At 65.0% G+C, this 13868-nt stretch carries 11 protein-coding genes; 4 read left to right on the top strand and 7 right to left on the bottom strand.

What is annotated here, in order from left to right:
* Positions 1-116: 116 nt before the first annotated feature.
* Entirely contained in the window at positions 117-545 is a 429-nt protein-coding gene (locus tag OYT95_RS36015) for a dihydrofolate reductase family protein (protein ID WP_268790316.1), read from the bottom strand.
* Positions 546-768: 223 nt separating this feature from the next.
* Here OYT95_RS36015 and OYT95_RS36010 point away from each other — a divergent pair, with 223 nt between their 5' ends.
* Positions 769-1473 carry a hypothetical protein gene (locus tag OYT95_RS36010; protein ID WP_268790315.1) on the top strand — a complete coding sequence of 235 codons (705 nt, stop codon included), beginning with the start codon at positions 769-771 and terminating at the stop codon, positions 1471-1473.
* Between the two features lie 75 nt (positions 1474-1548).
* Here OYT95_RS36010 and OYT95_RS36005 read toward each other — a convergent pair whose 3' ends face one another.
* Positions 1549-2571, bottom strand: coding sequence for an aldo/keto reductase (locus OYT95_RS36005; RefSeq protein ID WP_268790314.1), 1023 nt, complete (start codon positions 2569-2571; stop codon positions 1549-1551).
* A 200-nt stretch (positions 2572-2771) separates the two neighbouring features.
* Between OYT95_RS36005 and OYT95_RS36000 the strand changes: the two genes are divergently transcribed.
* Positions 2772-3614, top strand: a complete 843-nt coding sequence (locus OYT95_RS36000; protein WP_268790313.1) for a helix-turn-helix transcriptional regulator — start codon at positions 2772-2774, stop codon at positions 3612-3614.
* 170 nt (positions 3615-3784) lie between these two features.
* The gene (locus OYT95_RS35995) at positions 3785-4417 is read left to right on the top strand and encodes a GyrI-like domain-containing protein (protein WP_268790312.1); all 633 of its coding nucleotides are present in this window, start codon (positions 3785-3787) and stop codon (positions 4415-4417) included.
* 146 nt (positions 4418-4563) lie between these two features.
* On the opposite strand, the gene dapA is transcribed toward OYT95_RS35995, so the two are convergent.
* On the bottom strand, positions 4564-5469 hold the full coding sequence (gene dapA / locus OYT95_RS35990) for a 4-hydroxy-tetrahydrodipicolinate synthase (RefSeq protein ID WP_037231717.1): 906 nt from the start codon (positions 5467-5469) through the stop codon (positions 4564-4566).
* A gap of 400 nt (positions 5470-5869) precedes the next feature.
* On the opposite strand from dapA, the gene OYT95_RS35985 reads away from it, so the two are divergent.
* Positions 5870-6502, top strand: a complete 633-nt coding sequence (locus OYT95_RS35985) for a hypothetical protein (RefSeq protein WP_268790311.1) — start codon at positions 5870-5872, stop codon at positions 6500-6502.
* Between the two features lie 80 nt (positions 6503-6582).
* On the opposite strand, the gene OYT95_RS35980 is transcribed toward OYT95_RS35985, so the two are convergent.
* From OYT95_RS35980 to OYT95_RS35965, 4 genes are all read right to left on the bottom strand, one after another.
* Positions 6583-8823: an NADP-dependent isocitrate dehydrogenase gene (locus OYT95_RS35980; RefSeq protein ID WP_268790310.1), complete on the bottom strand. Its 2241-nt coding sequence runs from the start codon at positions 8821-8823 to the stop codon at positions 6583-6585.
* Between the two features lie 322 nt (positions 8824-9145).
* On the bottom strand, positions 9146-10018 hold the full coding sequence (locus OYT95_RS35975) for an LLM class F420-dependent oxidoreductase (RefSeq protein ID WP_268790309.1): 873 nt from the start codon (positions 10016-10018) through the stop codon (positions 9146-9148).
* A gap of 1359 nt (positions 10019-11377) precedes the next feature.
* The gene (locus OYT95_RS35970) at positions 11378-12286 is read right to left on the bottom strand and encodes a hypothetical protein (RefSeq protein WP_037231713.1); all 909 of its coding nucleotides are present in this window, start codon (positions 12284-12286) and stop codon (positions 11378-11380) included.
* Between the two features lie 810 nt (positions 12287-13096).
* Positions 13097-13834: a class I SAM-dependent methyltransferase gene (locus tag OYT95_RS35965; protein ID WP_112298425.1), complete on the bottom strand. Its 738-nt coding sequence runs from the start codon at positions 13832-13834 to the stop codon at positions 13097-13099.
* Between the last annotated feature and the right edge of the window lie 34 nt (positions 13835-13868).

Here is a 13868-nt window from a genome sequence, read left to right as displayed (position 1 = left end):
CAAAGCGCGAACCGGGCCGGGCGCCGGCAGGTACCAGTCGACGAACCCTTCGGGGTCGAGGTCGGCAAAGGGTTGTTCGTCGTGGACGAGCCGGCGCATCCTCTGACTCCCGCGGGTCACTTTCGCCAGAACAGGTGGTGGGTTACGCGGCTCGGGCTGGGTACGACCTCGAGGTGGAATCGGTCGAGTAGTTCGTCGGGTGACTCCCAGAGTTGCAGTCCGGATCCGAGTTTCACCGGTGAGACCGCCACGTGCATGGTGTCGACGAGGTCGGCGTCGAGGAACTGTCGGATGGTTCTGACCCCGCCGCCGAGTCGGACGTCCTTGCCCTGAGCGGCCTCACGCGCCTGCTCGAAGACGGCACCCGGGTCACCGCCGACGAAGTGGAACGTGGTGTCGGAGAGGGTGAAGGAGGGACGCTTGTGGTGGGTCATGACGAACACCGGAGTGTCGAGGCCGAACGGACTCTCGAGGCTCTGTTGGTCACCGGCACCGATACCGTCACTCGAGACGTTGAAGTTCTGGACTCTCAGTAGCTGTTTCACTCGTTCTCCCGCACTCTTGACGACAGATGCAAAGGTTGAGAATTCCCGCGTCCGAGAAACTCATCGTGCGGCGCTCCAACGAACGCACCTCGCGGCGGACTGTCACCGAGGTGGCAACGAGCGCGAACGGACGGTGCTCGAAGGTAAGCTCGTCAACTTCGGCAGTCCGTGATCACAGGACGCGCGGATGACCACGGGGGATCGCGAGGGAGGACGTATTCGAATGCGACGCGTCGTACGGGCCTTCTGGGGGCCGAGGCCGGAGCCGGTCGACACGCTGGCGGGACGGTGGCGGCAGACGTTGGAGCAAGTCACGGAGCTGCTGCCGAGGGCTGCGTCGCCGGTGCGAGGCGAGTGGCGGCAGGTTCACGCGTCGGGACCGGATACCGCCTGTACGCCGGACGAGCTGACGGCGATTCTTCTGGTCGCTCAGGGGGCGGAAGCGTGGTCGGATCTGACGGGGACCGGGTTGCGGTTGGTATGTTCCGGGGAGGTCGGATGGGCGGTCGAACTCTCCGGCGTGGCCGGTGGCGCCCCGCAGTTTCTGCTGCAGTCACTGGTTTTGGCGGTCGACGCACCCGAGGGTGCGGTCGTACCCGAATCTGAACTGCTCGCGATGCTTGCGTCGGTGTGGGAACCGGACTTCGGCGACGTCAGCGACGACGCCATTCTCGATGCCCTCGAAGACGACGCCGGATTCACCGTCGGCGATCCTGTCGTCGGCCGGTTCGGCTTTCTGTGCGCGGCCCGCGCAGTCCTGGTACCTGACGGCCTGGAGGCGGTTCTCCAGGATATGCCGGGCAGCGGCGTGCTGCTGCACATCGCAGCGCCGGGCGACATCCACACGGTGGTTCACGTATACGGCCGGCTACGGGACACCGGGGCACTCGAGCCGTTGCCACGGCCGCTGGACCGGCCAACAATGTGAGGTCGCGCGACACCGGCGGAGCCGACGTAGCCGGGATTCCGTCGGCGCCGTTGCGGAGGGTGGAGGTCGACGCGGTCAGGCGGCGCTCCGTTCAGCGACGGGTCGACGACGCAGACTCGGGGTCTGGATGGCGGGGGGCACGTACGCCTGGTCGAGCGTGCCGACGTCTGTGCCGGGCGGGACGATCTCGTCGATCCGGTCGAGGATGTCATCGGTGAGCGCGACATCGATGCCGGCGAGAAGGTCGTCGAGGTGACTCATCGTGCGCGGCCCGATGATCGCGCTGGTGACCCCCGGGTGAGCGATCGTGAACGCCATCGCGAGGTGTGTCATCGGCATTCCCGCGTCTTGTGCGAGCGGGATGAGCTGCTCGACGACGTCGAGGCGATGGGCGTCGCCGAGGTGTGTGAAGATTTTCGCACGGCGCAGGTCGTTGTGCTGCCCCCTGCGGACGCGGCCGGTGAGCAGCCCCTGCGCGAAAGGACCCCAGACCAGTGTGCCCATTCCGTAGCGCTGTGTGACAGGTAGCACCTCGCGTTCGATTGCCCGGTTGAGCAGCGAGTAGGGCGGTTGCTCGGTGCGGAACCGTTCCAGGCCACGCCGCTCAGCGGCCCACTGCGCCTCGACGATGTCGGACGCGGGCATCGTGGACGTTCCGATCGCACGGACCTTGCCGCTGCGGATCAGGTCGGTGAGCGCCGACAGGGTTTCCTCGATTTCGGTGGTCGGGTCCGGTCGCTGGATCTGGTACAAGTCGATGCGGTCGGTCTGCAGGCGGCGCAGCGAGTTCTCGACCGCGGTCACGATCCAGCGCCGCGAGGCGCCCTGCTGGTTGTGGTCGTCCCCCATGGGGCGGCTCACCTTGGTCGTGAGGACGACGTTGTCACGACGCCCCTCGAGTGCCCGGCCCACGACCTCTTCCGAGTCTCCGTACGCATCGGCGGTATCGATGAAATTGATCCCCGCGTCCAGGGCCTTATGGATGATGCGGGCCGAGTCGTCGGGGTCGGGGTTGCCGATGGACGTGGCGAACATCAAGGTGCCGAGCGCGTAGGGGCTGACCTCGATCCCTGTTCGGCCGAGCGTGCGGTACTGCATGTGTCCACACCTTCCTGGTGGGGTGATTCGGTTCCTGGGCGGCGCTCTGGGTGATCACCCTGGCGGGTCTGCGCCAGCACTCGCCGGGTTCGAGGTTCTGGCTTCCAGAGTGCGGCTATGTGGATGACGGCGGAAGGACGTCTCTATCCGGGGACCCGCCGTCCCTGGCTGCGCCCGCTGCCCGGGGCCATGATGGTGGCGTGGACAGAACCGAGCTGGCCGATTTCCTTCGCCACTGCCGGACCCGACTCACGCCCGCCGTCGTGGGACTGCCTCAGGGCACTCGGCGCCATACCCCGGGTTTGCGCCGCGAAGAGGTGGCGCAGCTTGCAGGGATGTCCGCCGACCACAACACCCGGCTGGAGCAGGCCAGGGGCTCACACCCGTCTCGCCAGATGCTCGCTGCCGTCGCCCGTGCGCTGAGGCTGACCACCGATGAACGCGACCACCTCTTCCATCTGGCCGGTGAAGAGCCCTCGCGAGACCGGCCTGCCACGGAGCACGTTCGCCCCGGCCTCCTCCTCGTCCTCGACCGTCTGGTCGACATCCCTGCTCAGGTGGTCAGCGATCGCGGCGACATCTTTGCGCAGAACGCCATGGCCAAAGCGCTCACCGGTGACGCATCGGCCCGCCCCCCAGCGGAGCGCAACGTCGTGTGGCGCTTTTTCACGGACCCGTCCGCGCGCGAGCTCTTCCCCGTCGAAGAACACGACAACGCCGCCCGGACGGCAGTAGCGGACTTGCGCGCCACGCTCGCCCGGCGCCCGGACGACGCGCGGCTGGCGAAACTCGTCAGCGAACTCCGCGCCAGGAGTGAAGAATTCTCCGCCCTGTGGGACACCCACCACGTCGCCGTACGCCGCGCCGACACCAAGCGCTTCTTGCATCCAGCCGTCGGCCCACTGGAGCTGGACTGCGAGGTACTCCTCAGCCCCGAGCACGATCAGCGCCTGGTCGTCTACACCGCACGCCCGGGTAGTGAATCCCACGAGCGGCTCGAACTGCTACGCGTGGTGGGCTTGCAGGACCTGACCCGTGGCTGAGACGCCACCCGAGACAACGCCACATCTGCCGACGATGCCGCTGTTCGTCCGCTACGACGGCGAGGTACCCAGACCAAATACGCCGGAACCGGCGCGTGAGGTGTTCTCATATCTATCGGGCCTCTCGGAGGCAGAAAGGTGGTGGCTCGCTACGCGAGTCCAGGTGCGCTATGACGGACAAGCCCGACTTCAAGAAAACCCTCGATGCCTACCAGGCTCCCCGAGGCGAGTTCCGGGTCGTCGACGTGCCCGACATGCAATACCTGATGATCGACGGTCACGGCGACCCCAACACCTCACCGGCGTTCAGCGACGCCGTCGAAGCGCTCTACCCCCTCGCGTACAAGTTGAAGTTCGCAAGCAAGCGTGACCTCGGCCGCGACTACGTCGTCCCTCCGCTGGAGGGCTTGTGGTGGGCCGAGGACATGGACTCCTTCACCGCGGTGCGGGACAAGTCGCGATGGGACTGGACAATGATGATCATGACCCCGAACTGGGTCGACGAGGCCATGTTCACCACCGCTGTCGAAAAGGCCGGTGCCAAGACCCGCCCGGCACGTCTCGACGACGTCCGACTCGAGGCGCTGAGCGAAGGGCGGTGTGTGCAGACACTGCACACCGGTTCCTTCGACGACGAAGCAGTCGTGCTTGCACAAATGCATGACGAGTTCATCCCCGGCAACGGACTGCGGTTGTCCGGCAAGCATCACGAGATCTACCTCAACGACTTCCGCAAGATCGCGCCCGAGAAGCAACGCACACTCCTCAGACAGCCGATCACCACCAATCGCGGGACCAGCTAACGATCGACACCGAGACGTGATGCACTCCGCGGGTCCGTCGCCAAGGACGGCGGCGCCTTCGCGTAGTCGCGCACTCGTTCGGCACCCGTCGACCAGGTCGGTGGTGGAAACGTCGGTGTCGCGGCTCTGAGGGATGCTCAGTCCTGTCAGTGCAGCAACCCCGAAGCGAACAGCCCCGTCCGTAGTGCCTCGTACTCGCCGTCGTCGAGGGCAAGTAGTGGGGACCTCACGGTTCTGTTCTGCAGCACACCGAGCAGTTGCAGCGCCCCCTTTACGGTCGTCGCGCCATAATTGGGGACACCCATGACCGCACGCAAGGCCGGCTGAAGACGGGCATTGATTTCCCGTGCGGTGTGGACGTCTCCCGCGAAGAATGCGTCAATCATCGTGCGGATCTCGTCACCTGCCACGTGACCGAGAACAGAGACAACTCCGCACGCCCCATACGCCAAGAAACCCAGAGTGAGGCTGTCGTCTCCCGAGTAGACCGCAAAGCCCAATTCGCGCAGCATGATCGCCTGAGTGGGGTCTCCAGCGGCATCCTTCACTGCGACCACGGACGGCCAATCCGCCATCGCCTCGAATGTCGACGGTGCCAGCTTGGTACCGGCCCGGCCGGGAATGTCGTAGACCATGACAGGAGCATCGACTGCATCCACTACGTACCGGAAGTGCTGCAGTACACCGCCCTGGCTCGGCTTGTTGTAGTACGGCGTCACCAGCAGCAGCCCGTCGGCACCGTGCGTGACAGCCTGCCTCGCCAATTCCAGCGTGTGCCGTGTGTCGTTCGTTCCCACCCCGGCAACGATCTTCGCGCGGTCGCCCACCGCATCCTTGACCACTCGCAGAATCCGACCATCCTCGGCGGTGGTGGTCGTCGCCGCCTCACCGGTCGTCCCCGAGACGACAAGTCCGTCGTGTCCATGATCGACTAGATGTATGGCGATCCGGGCAGTCGCCTCCTCGTCGATCTCGCCATCCACGGTGAACGCCGTAGCCATCGCGGTAAGAACGCGCCCGAACGGAGCCACCGGCGCTGACGAAACGGTCATCGCCCCAGTGTATGCGCGACGAACCGGCGACAACCCTGACGGGACTGATGTTTCACTCGTCACCATCCATGGCGGCACGGGCGACAGCCCGGCCCAGGCGTTCTACGAGGTCGGCATGCAGCTGATCAGTCATAACTTGATCAGTCTCCAGGAAAACCCGAACCGAGTGGCCCATTCGTGCCTCCGCGACCCGTCCCGATTTCAGAGCCGCGAGGACGTCTCCGAATTGCGCAGAGCCAATGAGATATTGACGCCGCTGGACCGTTCGTCGCGGCAACGGACCCCGACCACCACAACACAACACACCCGAACACTCCGATCAACCGCCCGTGGCCGCACCCCGCGGAACCAGATCACCCATCGGACGGTTGAGGTCCGCAATGCCGGGTACCCACCGGTCATGACCACCGAACACGTGCTGCGCCATCGTTCCCCGCGGGCGGAGGATTACCCCACCGTCCGGATAGTCGCGGACCGCGAAGCCCAGGTGATGCGGACGCTGGGGCGGGCGGTGAACATCCTCTCGGCCGGCGACGTGCCGTTCGCGGTCGGCGGGGACTGCGCCGTGTACGCCCGCGGCGGACCGCCACCCGAGCACCAGGTGACCATCATCGCCTCGGGCCAACACCTGACCGGCGCAAGGGCCGCGTTGGCTGCGGGTGGGATCCGGTCCATCGTTCCCTCCCGGCTCGGGTCACGCCAGCTCGTCGGCGGTGATCTCCGGGTCGCACTGCTGTATCCGGCCTGTACCACCGGCCCCGGGGAGGGACTCCTCGAGCGGGCCGAGACGATGCGGATCGGGCAGCTCTGGGCACCGGTCCTCAGCGGAACCGATCTGATGATCGACAAACTCCGTCATCTCGGTTCTCATCGGTGTGATTTCGTGCCGATGCTGCCGGTCGCCCGCGCATTGTGCGGGCAGGTCGACTGGCCCACCGTGGCGAGGGCCACTGCCGACCTCCCCTGTGCCCGGGCCTTTTTGGGGCTGCTCGACGACCTGGCGGTCACAGGGTCGCTGGAGGGGCGGACCTGACCCACAAGGGCCAGCTCCCTCCCCCGCACCAGTGTTCGACCCGGGCACAGTTCACGAACCGGAGGTTCAGTGGTTCGGGCTCACTGTTGCGCGGCCGCCAGCGTGGTGTTCAAAGTCTTGCTCGGCCTCATCACGGCGTCGGCCTTCTCGCTGTCCGGCTGGTAGTAGCCGCCGATGTCAACCGGCGAGCCCTGCACCTCGATGAGCTCCCGCACGATGGTCTCCTCGTTCTCGGTCAACGCCTCGGCAAGCGTGGCGAAACGTTCCGCAAGTTCCTTGTCCTCGGTCTGCGCGGCGAGTTCCTGTGCCCAGTACAACGCGAGGTAGAACTGGCTGCCCCGGTTGTCGAGCTCGCCGGTCTTGCGCGACGGGTTCTTGTTCTCGTCGAGCAGCTTGCCGGTCGCCGCGTCGAGCGTCGTGGCCAGGATCTTGGCGTGCTCGTTTCCGGTCTTGATGCCGAGATCTTCCAGGCTGACGGCCAATGCCAGGAACTCACCAAGCGAATCCCATCGCAGGTGATTCTCCTCCACCAGCTGCTTGACGTGCTTGGGCGCCGACCCACCGGCGCCCGTCTCGTACATGCCACCGCCAGCCATCAGCGGCACGATCGACAGCATCTTGGCGCTGGTGCCGAGTTCCAGGATCGGGAACAGGTCGGTGAGGTAGTCGCGCAGGATGTTGCCGGTCGCGGCGATGGTGTCCATGCCGCGGATCAGCCGCTCCAGCGTGTAGCGCATCGAGCGCACCTGCGACATGATCTGGATGTCGAGGCCCTCGGTGTCATGATCCTGCAGGTACAGCTCGACCTTCTTGATCAGCTCGTTCTCGTGCGGGCGGTACGGGTCGAGCCAGAACAGCACCGGCATGCCGGAGTTGCGTGCCCGGGTGACCGCGAGCTTGACCCAGTCGCGGATCGGCGCGTCCTTGACGGTGCACATACGCCAGATGTCACCAGCCTCGACGTGCTGGGTGAGCAGCACCTCACCGGTCTCGACATCCACGAAGTTGGCGTCGCCGTCCTCCGGAATCTCGAAGGTCTTGTCGTGCGAGCCGTACTCCTCAGCCTTCTGCGCCATGAGCCCGACGTTGGGGACAGTGCCCATGGTAGTCGGGTCGAACGCGCCGTTGGTTTTACAGAAGTTGATGATCTCCTGGTAGATGCGCGCGAAGGTGGATTCCGGCATCACCGCCTTGGCGTCCTTGAGTCGCCCGTCGGCGCCGTACATCATGCCGCCCGAGCGGATCATCGCGGGCATCGAGGCGTCCACTATGACATCGCTGGGCGAATGGAAGTTCGAGATGCCGCGGGCGGAGTCGACCATGGCCAACTCGGGACGGTGCTCATGGCAGTCGTGCAGGTCCTGAATGATCTCCTCGCGCTGCGTGCTCGGCAGTGTCTCGATCTTGTCGTAGAGGTCGACGAGTCCGTTGTTGACGTTGACGCCGAGTTCGTCGAACAGCTTCTGGTGCTTGGCGAAGGCGTCCTTGTAGAAGGTCTTGACCGCGTGGCCGAAGACGATGGGGTGCGACACCTTCATCATCGTCGCCTTGACGTGGAGGGAGAACATCACGCCCGTCTTGCGCGCATCCTCCATCTGCTCCTCGTAGAAGTCGAGCAAGGCCTTCTTGCTCATGAACATGCTGTCCATGATGTCGCCCTCGCCGAGGGTCAGCCCCTCCTTGAGGACGATCGTCTCGCCGCCGTCGGTCACCAACTCCATCCGGACTGTGCGCTGCCGGTCCAGTGTCATCGACTTCTCGCCGTGGTAGAAGTCGCCGTGCCGCATGTGCGCGACGTGGCTGCGCGAGGCCATCGACCACTCACCCATGCTGTGCGGGTGCTTGCGGACGTACTCCTTCACCGCCCGGGGTGCGCGGCGGTCGGAGTTGCCCTCACGCAGGACCGGGTTGACAGCACTGCCGAGGATCCTGCCGTAGCGCTGCCGGATATCGCGTTCCTCGTCGGTCTTGGGTGATTCCGGAAAGTCCGGAATCTGGTAGCCCTTGCCCTGCAGTTCCTTGATGGCGGCCAGGAGCTGCGGCACAGACGCGCTGATGTTCGGCAGCTTGATGATGTTGGTCTCGGGCAGTTGCGTCAACCGACCCAGCTCGGCCAAGTTGTCCGGGACGCGCTGCTCTTCGGTGAGGCGGTCGGGGAACTCGGCCAGGATCCGCGCCGGTACCGAGATGTCGCTGGACTCGACCTCGATGCCCGCGGCACCGGCGAAGGTGCGGACGATCGGCAGGAAGGCGTAGGTCGCGAGTAACGGCGCCTCGTCGGTCAGCGTGTAGATGATGGTTGGATGCTTATCGGCGCTCATGGTTGTTCTCCCGCGTCAGTTCGTTCCGAGGTCGATAGGCTCCTCGTGAGGCTATCGGTCTCGCGTCGAATCCAGGTTAGGTGCGACATCATCAGAGCATATTCAAGCGCCCGATTTTGATTCACTTCGACCATTCGGTTCACCATGCGAACACTCCGCGGTCAAGTGCGCATCGGTCGCGTTCACCGGGACCAGGCTGCGCGCCTCAACGTCCAGAGTCCGTCCTCCACCGGCCTCGCCGAAGCGTCGCCACCATTCACTCCACCGAGACCTGGCGGGCTACCGCGGACGACCGGATCCGGCGATCCGGGCGTCGGGGGGATCACCAATCCGCGATCACCGGAACGACGCGCTCGCCCAAGACCTCGAGGGGCGTGATCGACGCGACTTGCGGTACCCATCCGTGAACGTGGGTGATCTCCAGCTTCGCCAAGTCCTCGAGCTGCCCCAGAAGGTGGTCCACGTTCTGTCCGCCCGCACCCGGGTCGAGTGGGAACATCACGGTCTTTTCGATGGCGTCGTAGTCGGTTCCGAGAGCGTCGCAGTGGCTCTTCAACACCTCCAGCTTGTGCGCGACCTCGGGTCCACCGAACAGGTTGCAGGCCTGCGCGTACTGCGCGACCAGCCGAAGCGTCTTCTTCTCACCCCCACCGCCGATCAGGATAGGCGGGTGTGGGCGCCGCAGCGGCTGCGGCACGTTCAACGTGCGGCCGAGTTGGTAGTGCGTTCCCTCGAACGGTCCGTCGTTGTCGCTCCACATCTGCAGGCAGATCTGCAGTGTTTCCTCCAGTCGTTCGAAGCGTTCGGCCGTGGGCGGGAAGTGGAGCCCGAGTCCCACACTTTCGTCCTCGTTCCAGGCTGCGCCGATTCCCAGGTACGCACGTCCCTTGGACAGGACGTCGAGTGTGGTCACCGCCTTGGCGAGAAGGCCCGGCTCGCGGTAAACAGTGGCGGTGACCCAGGCCAGCAAGTCCACCTTCTTCGTGACGGCAGCGAGGTAACCGAGAGTGGTGTAGGCCTCGAGCATCTCGGTGTCGATCGGTCCCACCGGTTCGATCTGCCAGAGATGATCCATGACGCTGATCTTGCGGAAACCCACGTCCTCGGCGGTGACGGCAATGCGAGACAAGTCGTGCGCGAGGGTCGACGGGCCGTCCGGAAAGGTGAAGTCGGCGATGTGCAGTCCAAGTTCCATAGCACCACGTTATGCGTGTCGCCGACAACTACCCAGGGATCGTCAGTACCACCATGGCCGCCCGACAGCCTGGTAGATGATCTCGGTGTCGAGTCCGAGTGGGGTTACGAAGCTATGCCTGCGGACAGTTCGAGGTGTGCAACGTAGTCAATTTTGCACTCGCGCAGCGAGTTGCGCGGATGTCGGCGATCTGGATCTCCTATCCAGTGGCCGGCCCGCGAATCAGATCGCGGCCAACGGGTCCTGCGTGCCGCGCGACAGCTCATCATTCGCTCGCGCAACAGCGTCGCGCACCCAGTCGGTACCGGAACCGGGTCTTCGCCATTCCGAAGTTCACAAGGATCTCCTCCTCTGCAGCACCCCCGAATGGCGTCCACCTGCAGGCGAATTCATGGCGCTGCCGATCATGGATGAACCGGTGGCCACTCGTGCCCGCACCGGCCGAGCTCGCGTCGATCACGAACTCGAAATCGCTGTGCGTCATCGACCAACACTCGCCCGGGCTGCGCCTGGTGATCACTTCCACCAATCCCGCCTGCGATGCGGGACAACAATGTCATCGAAAGCCGCAGTGTCGTGGGCATCCCACCGGCGACGCCCCTCCTCGAGGCGACGAGCGGTACGGCGACGCTCACGACGGAGGTCACGAGAACGACCCTCGCCGTCGTAGCAGAGCGAGCACGAGCAGATCCCCGTGCCCGTGTACGCGAACGTCCAGAAGCAGTTCGTCGCGGGCAACCAGGCCCGATCACCCTGAAACCGGTCAGGGAGGTCGCAGACCTCGTGGCAGTCGGCGTGCCGCGGTTCAACGGAGAGTTCGCCACGGCGAAGACGAACCCAAACAGGTGAATGTGCATCGGTACGGGACAAGGCGGTGCCTTTCAGCGCTCATGCGCCCCGGCCCGCTACCCCCGAATGAGGACGGACCGGGGCGGCGGTTGCTGCACCGCGTCCCTCGCCCGCCGAAGCGGGCGTCGCCTTCCAAACCAACTCATACCGCCTATCCTTGCATCCACATACGACACACCGGACCCGAGAGCACTCGGACATCACAGACCGACTACGCGAGCAACCCCCGAACAGCGACAAGCCGCGCTCGCACATGCGCATCGCGCAGTACCGCCCGTCAGTTCTGGAACCACAGGGATGCGTGACCAGGGTCCACCAGTCACTGGGTGAAGCATCGCTGCAAGCACCCTTCCCCCGCCGGACGCGCTACCTGCCTCCAAGCCGGTTCCCAGGGACGGGCAGTCGTTCGCCCAGATGGGTCGATGTTTCTCGCTGCGTGCCGACTGGGGCTCCCGCACCTCGCCGCCGCTCATTCCATCGGACGAGACCTCGCCGGGCCCCGGCATCCAATCACTGAAAGTAGGGCGCATAGTCGCTGAATGGAACCTGGCCGGTGGCGCTCGACCGTATTGCGTCGGCGACCGCCGACGGAATGGGGGCCCAGTGGGCAGGCATCGCGGCCGCCAGCGAGGGGTTCAAAATGTAGAGCAGGGCGAAGTTCACAATCCAGAGCGGCGGCGCCATCGACATGCCGACCTCCGAACTGACCCCCTCCCTGGTGTTGGTCACCAGTTGTGCTGCGCCCGAAATCTGTTGCGCTGCGAAGCCATACACCGCTTGCACCGTGTACGCCGACCGGTAGAGCGCTATCAGGGTGTGTGTCGCACCGTTGTTCCTCAACCATGTGCCGACAAAACCGCCGGGAGCGATCAAGGAGTTCACCTGCCTCGTCGGCGCATCCGCGTTGGCCGGACTCTCCAGGAGTCCGCTGGTGTTCACGTAGAGCCCGTAGCTGGCCAGAACCGACGGTGTGGGGTGGCCGTCGACGTGGGAATAGAGGGGACGGCCGTTCGTATTGGTGAGGATACGGGCGCATGCATCGATCACCTCGGCAGCTTCTCGGCTGCCGCCGACCCCGCCGCCGGCGACGAGGTCGCGATACTGCTCCTCGGATAACGCGTCTGCCCTGTTGAGCCCCACCTGGCCGGCAATCTCGTCCGCCGCTTGCTGACCGAGGGGCTGGTTGAGCTGATCCGGGCCGGTCACCTGGGTCGGTGCCAGGCGCTCGTAGCCGGGTGCCCCGGCGAAGGGGATCGCGAACCCGGTGTCGACGGTGTCTGCGGCCGGTTCGCCGCTGGCTGTCTGGGTGGCCGACAGGGCGAGAAGGCACACTCCAACCAGCGTCAGTATCGAGATGGTCCTGCGGTGGGGGGTTGCTCCGCGTCGATGCCCCGGACCCGCTAACCCTGTGCCGCGCATACGTCAACCTCCCAGAACACCGTCGGGCGATCGAACACGAGCTTGAATTACAGTCAAACGTCGGCAGTGACGCCGTGTCAAGCCTCGCGCGAGATGCGCGTGCAGTCCTCTTCGTTGCCTCATACGAGAATGCGCACCTATGGCGGTCCTACCCGGCTGCGTGTCGCCGGCAGCAGCATCCATACCGAACATCATGGTTCCCTGCAGTGGACCGGTTCATCGATGGTCGCCCACGGACGTCGACTGGGCAGTTTCCGTGCACGACACCAGTCTTCCCGTCGGCAGCCTGGGGACGCCACGAACACGACTACACCCAGGTGTGCCCGTCCTCGAACGATCTGACGGGCACTAGCCGATGCTTCGGTGCGCGGAGTCTCAGTCGCCGATGTAGCCGGTCTCGGGGTTGATCTGACGGAGGAAGTCGCGGATCGACTCGCGATGCTCGTCAACCGTGTTCGGCTGGTGCGCGGCGGATGGGGCATTCGCTCAGTCTTGAATGCTGGAATAGGCAATGTGTTGAAAGCTGGAAAATCCGTACCCCGCGTTCGGGCCGGACTCCCAGTCATAGTCGCAGGCGCCTGGTTCCTCTGGACGTAGCCTCACGCGGAAAACCTCGCCATCGACCGTCACGGTGAACGGCCCATCGTCAGCCGTCGGTCGACTGTCACCTGCGGGCTCGTCGTGATCCTCGGTACGCACGAACGCATCTTCACATGCACCGAGCGTGTCGGATGGTGACTTGCGCCGGACACCGAGCTGTCGAGTGGTCTTCCGGTTCTCCCGATGGGCGTTCGGAGAACGATCGGTGGCTCACGTGGCGGTCAGGGCGATAAGCCACGTCATGTAATGCTCGACCACGCTGCCTCCGAGTTCACGAACAGCGGCAGCCGCACGTTCGGCCTCCTCGACGCTCCAGTCGCTGAACGTCGAGAACAGCTGGAACACTTGCCGGTCGTTCAGCTCGATACTCCACCGAAAGGTGCGGACAACATCAACGGAGAACAAGGCCGCCCGAGTCAACTCAGCGGACAGTTCTGCAACATCCTCCGCATCGATTCCGGGGCGCGGAGGTGCACCGCGATCCTGCACAATCCGCGCAACACGCTCCCTGAACGGCGTCCTGACATCGGGGACGCCGAAGACATTCCGCCACACCAGGAATATCCCTCGACGGGTTAACGCACGGTGAACCTTCGGAAGAACCACATCCAGATCCATCCAGTGAATCGACGTGGCCGCGACTGCGACATCAAAGCCGTTCTCAGGGAGCTCGACGTCTTCGGCCCGCTCGACAATGACCGCCGCCTCCGGGTTCGCGCTCCGAAGGCGTGCGGCGAGCTGACATCCAGGCTCCACTGCGGTGACGGTCAGGCCCGCGGCGAGCAGCGGTCCGGTCGCTTGCCCGGTTCCCGCTCCGAGGTCCAGGGCGCGGCGGCCAGGTTGCAGAACCCCGAGACCGCCAAGGGCGTTCCACAGGGCGGGCGGATATGGCGGCCGCGCCTCACTGTAGATGTCAGCTAAAGCCTCGAAGTGCATCGGGTCCACCACATCGACATTCTAGGTTTCCTGAGCCTGTCACCAG

The sequence above is a fragment of the Rhodococcus sp. JS3073 genome (assembly GCF_026810085.1).
In the GTDB taxonomy this organism is placed as follows: Bacteria; Actinomycetota; Actinomycetes; order Mycobacteriales; family Mycobacteriaceae; genus Rhodococcus_F; species Rhodococcus_F wratislaviensis.
Note: the sequence above shows the minus strand (reverse complement) of the source record. Positions and strands in the feature narration are given on the sequence as shown.

What these genes read in the sequence shown, in the direction of transcription:
- OYT95_RS36010 (WP_268790315.1), top strand. Translation starts at nt 769, where the DNA reads ATGCGACGCGTCGTACGGGCCTTCTGGGGGCCGAGGCCGGAGCCGGTC.
- OYT95_RS36005 (WP_268790314.1), bottom strand. Translation starts at nt 2,571, where the DNA reads ATGCAGTACCGCACGCTCGGCCGAACAGGGATCGAGGTCAGCCCCTAC.
- OYT95_RS35995 (WP_268790312.1), top strand. Translation starts at nt 3,785, where the DNA reads ATGACGGACAAGCCCGACTTCAAGAAAACCCTCGATGCCTACCAGGCT.
- dapA (WP_037231717.1), bottom strand. Translation starts at nt 5,469, where the DNA reads ATGACCGTTTCGTCAGCGCCGGTGGCTCCGTTCGGGCGCGTTCTTACC.
- OYT95_RS35985 (WP_268790311.1), top strand. Translation starts at nt 5,870, where the DNA reads ATGACCACCGAACACGTGCTGCGCCATCGTTCCCCGCGGGCGGAGGAT.
- OYT95_RS35980 (WP_268790310.1), bottom strand. Translation starts at nt 8,823, where the DNA reads ATGAGCGCCGATAAGCATCCAACCATCATCTACACGCTGACCGACGAG.
- OYT95_RS35975 (WP_268790309.1), bottom strand. Translation starts at nt 10,018, where the DNA reads ATGGAACTTGGACTGCACATCGCCGACTTCACCTTTCCGGACGGCCCG.
- OYT95_RS35970 (WP_037231713.1), bottom strand. Translation starts at nt 12,286, where the DNA reads ATGCGCGGCACAGGGTTAGCGGGTCCGGGGCATCGACGCGGAGCAACC.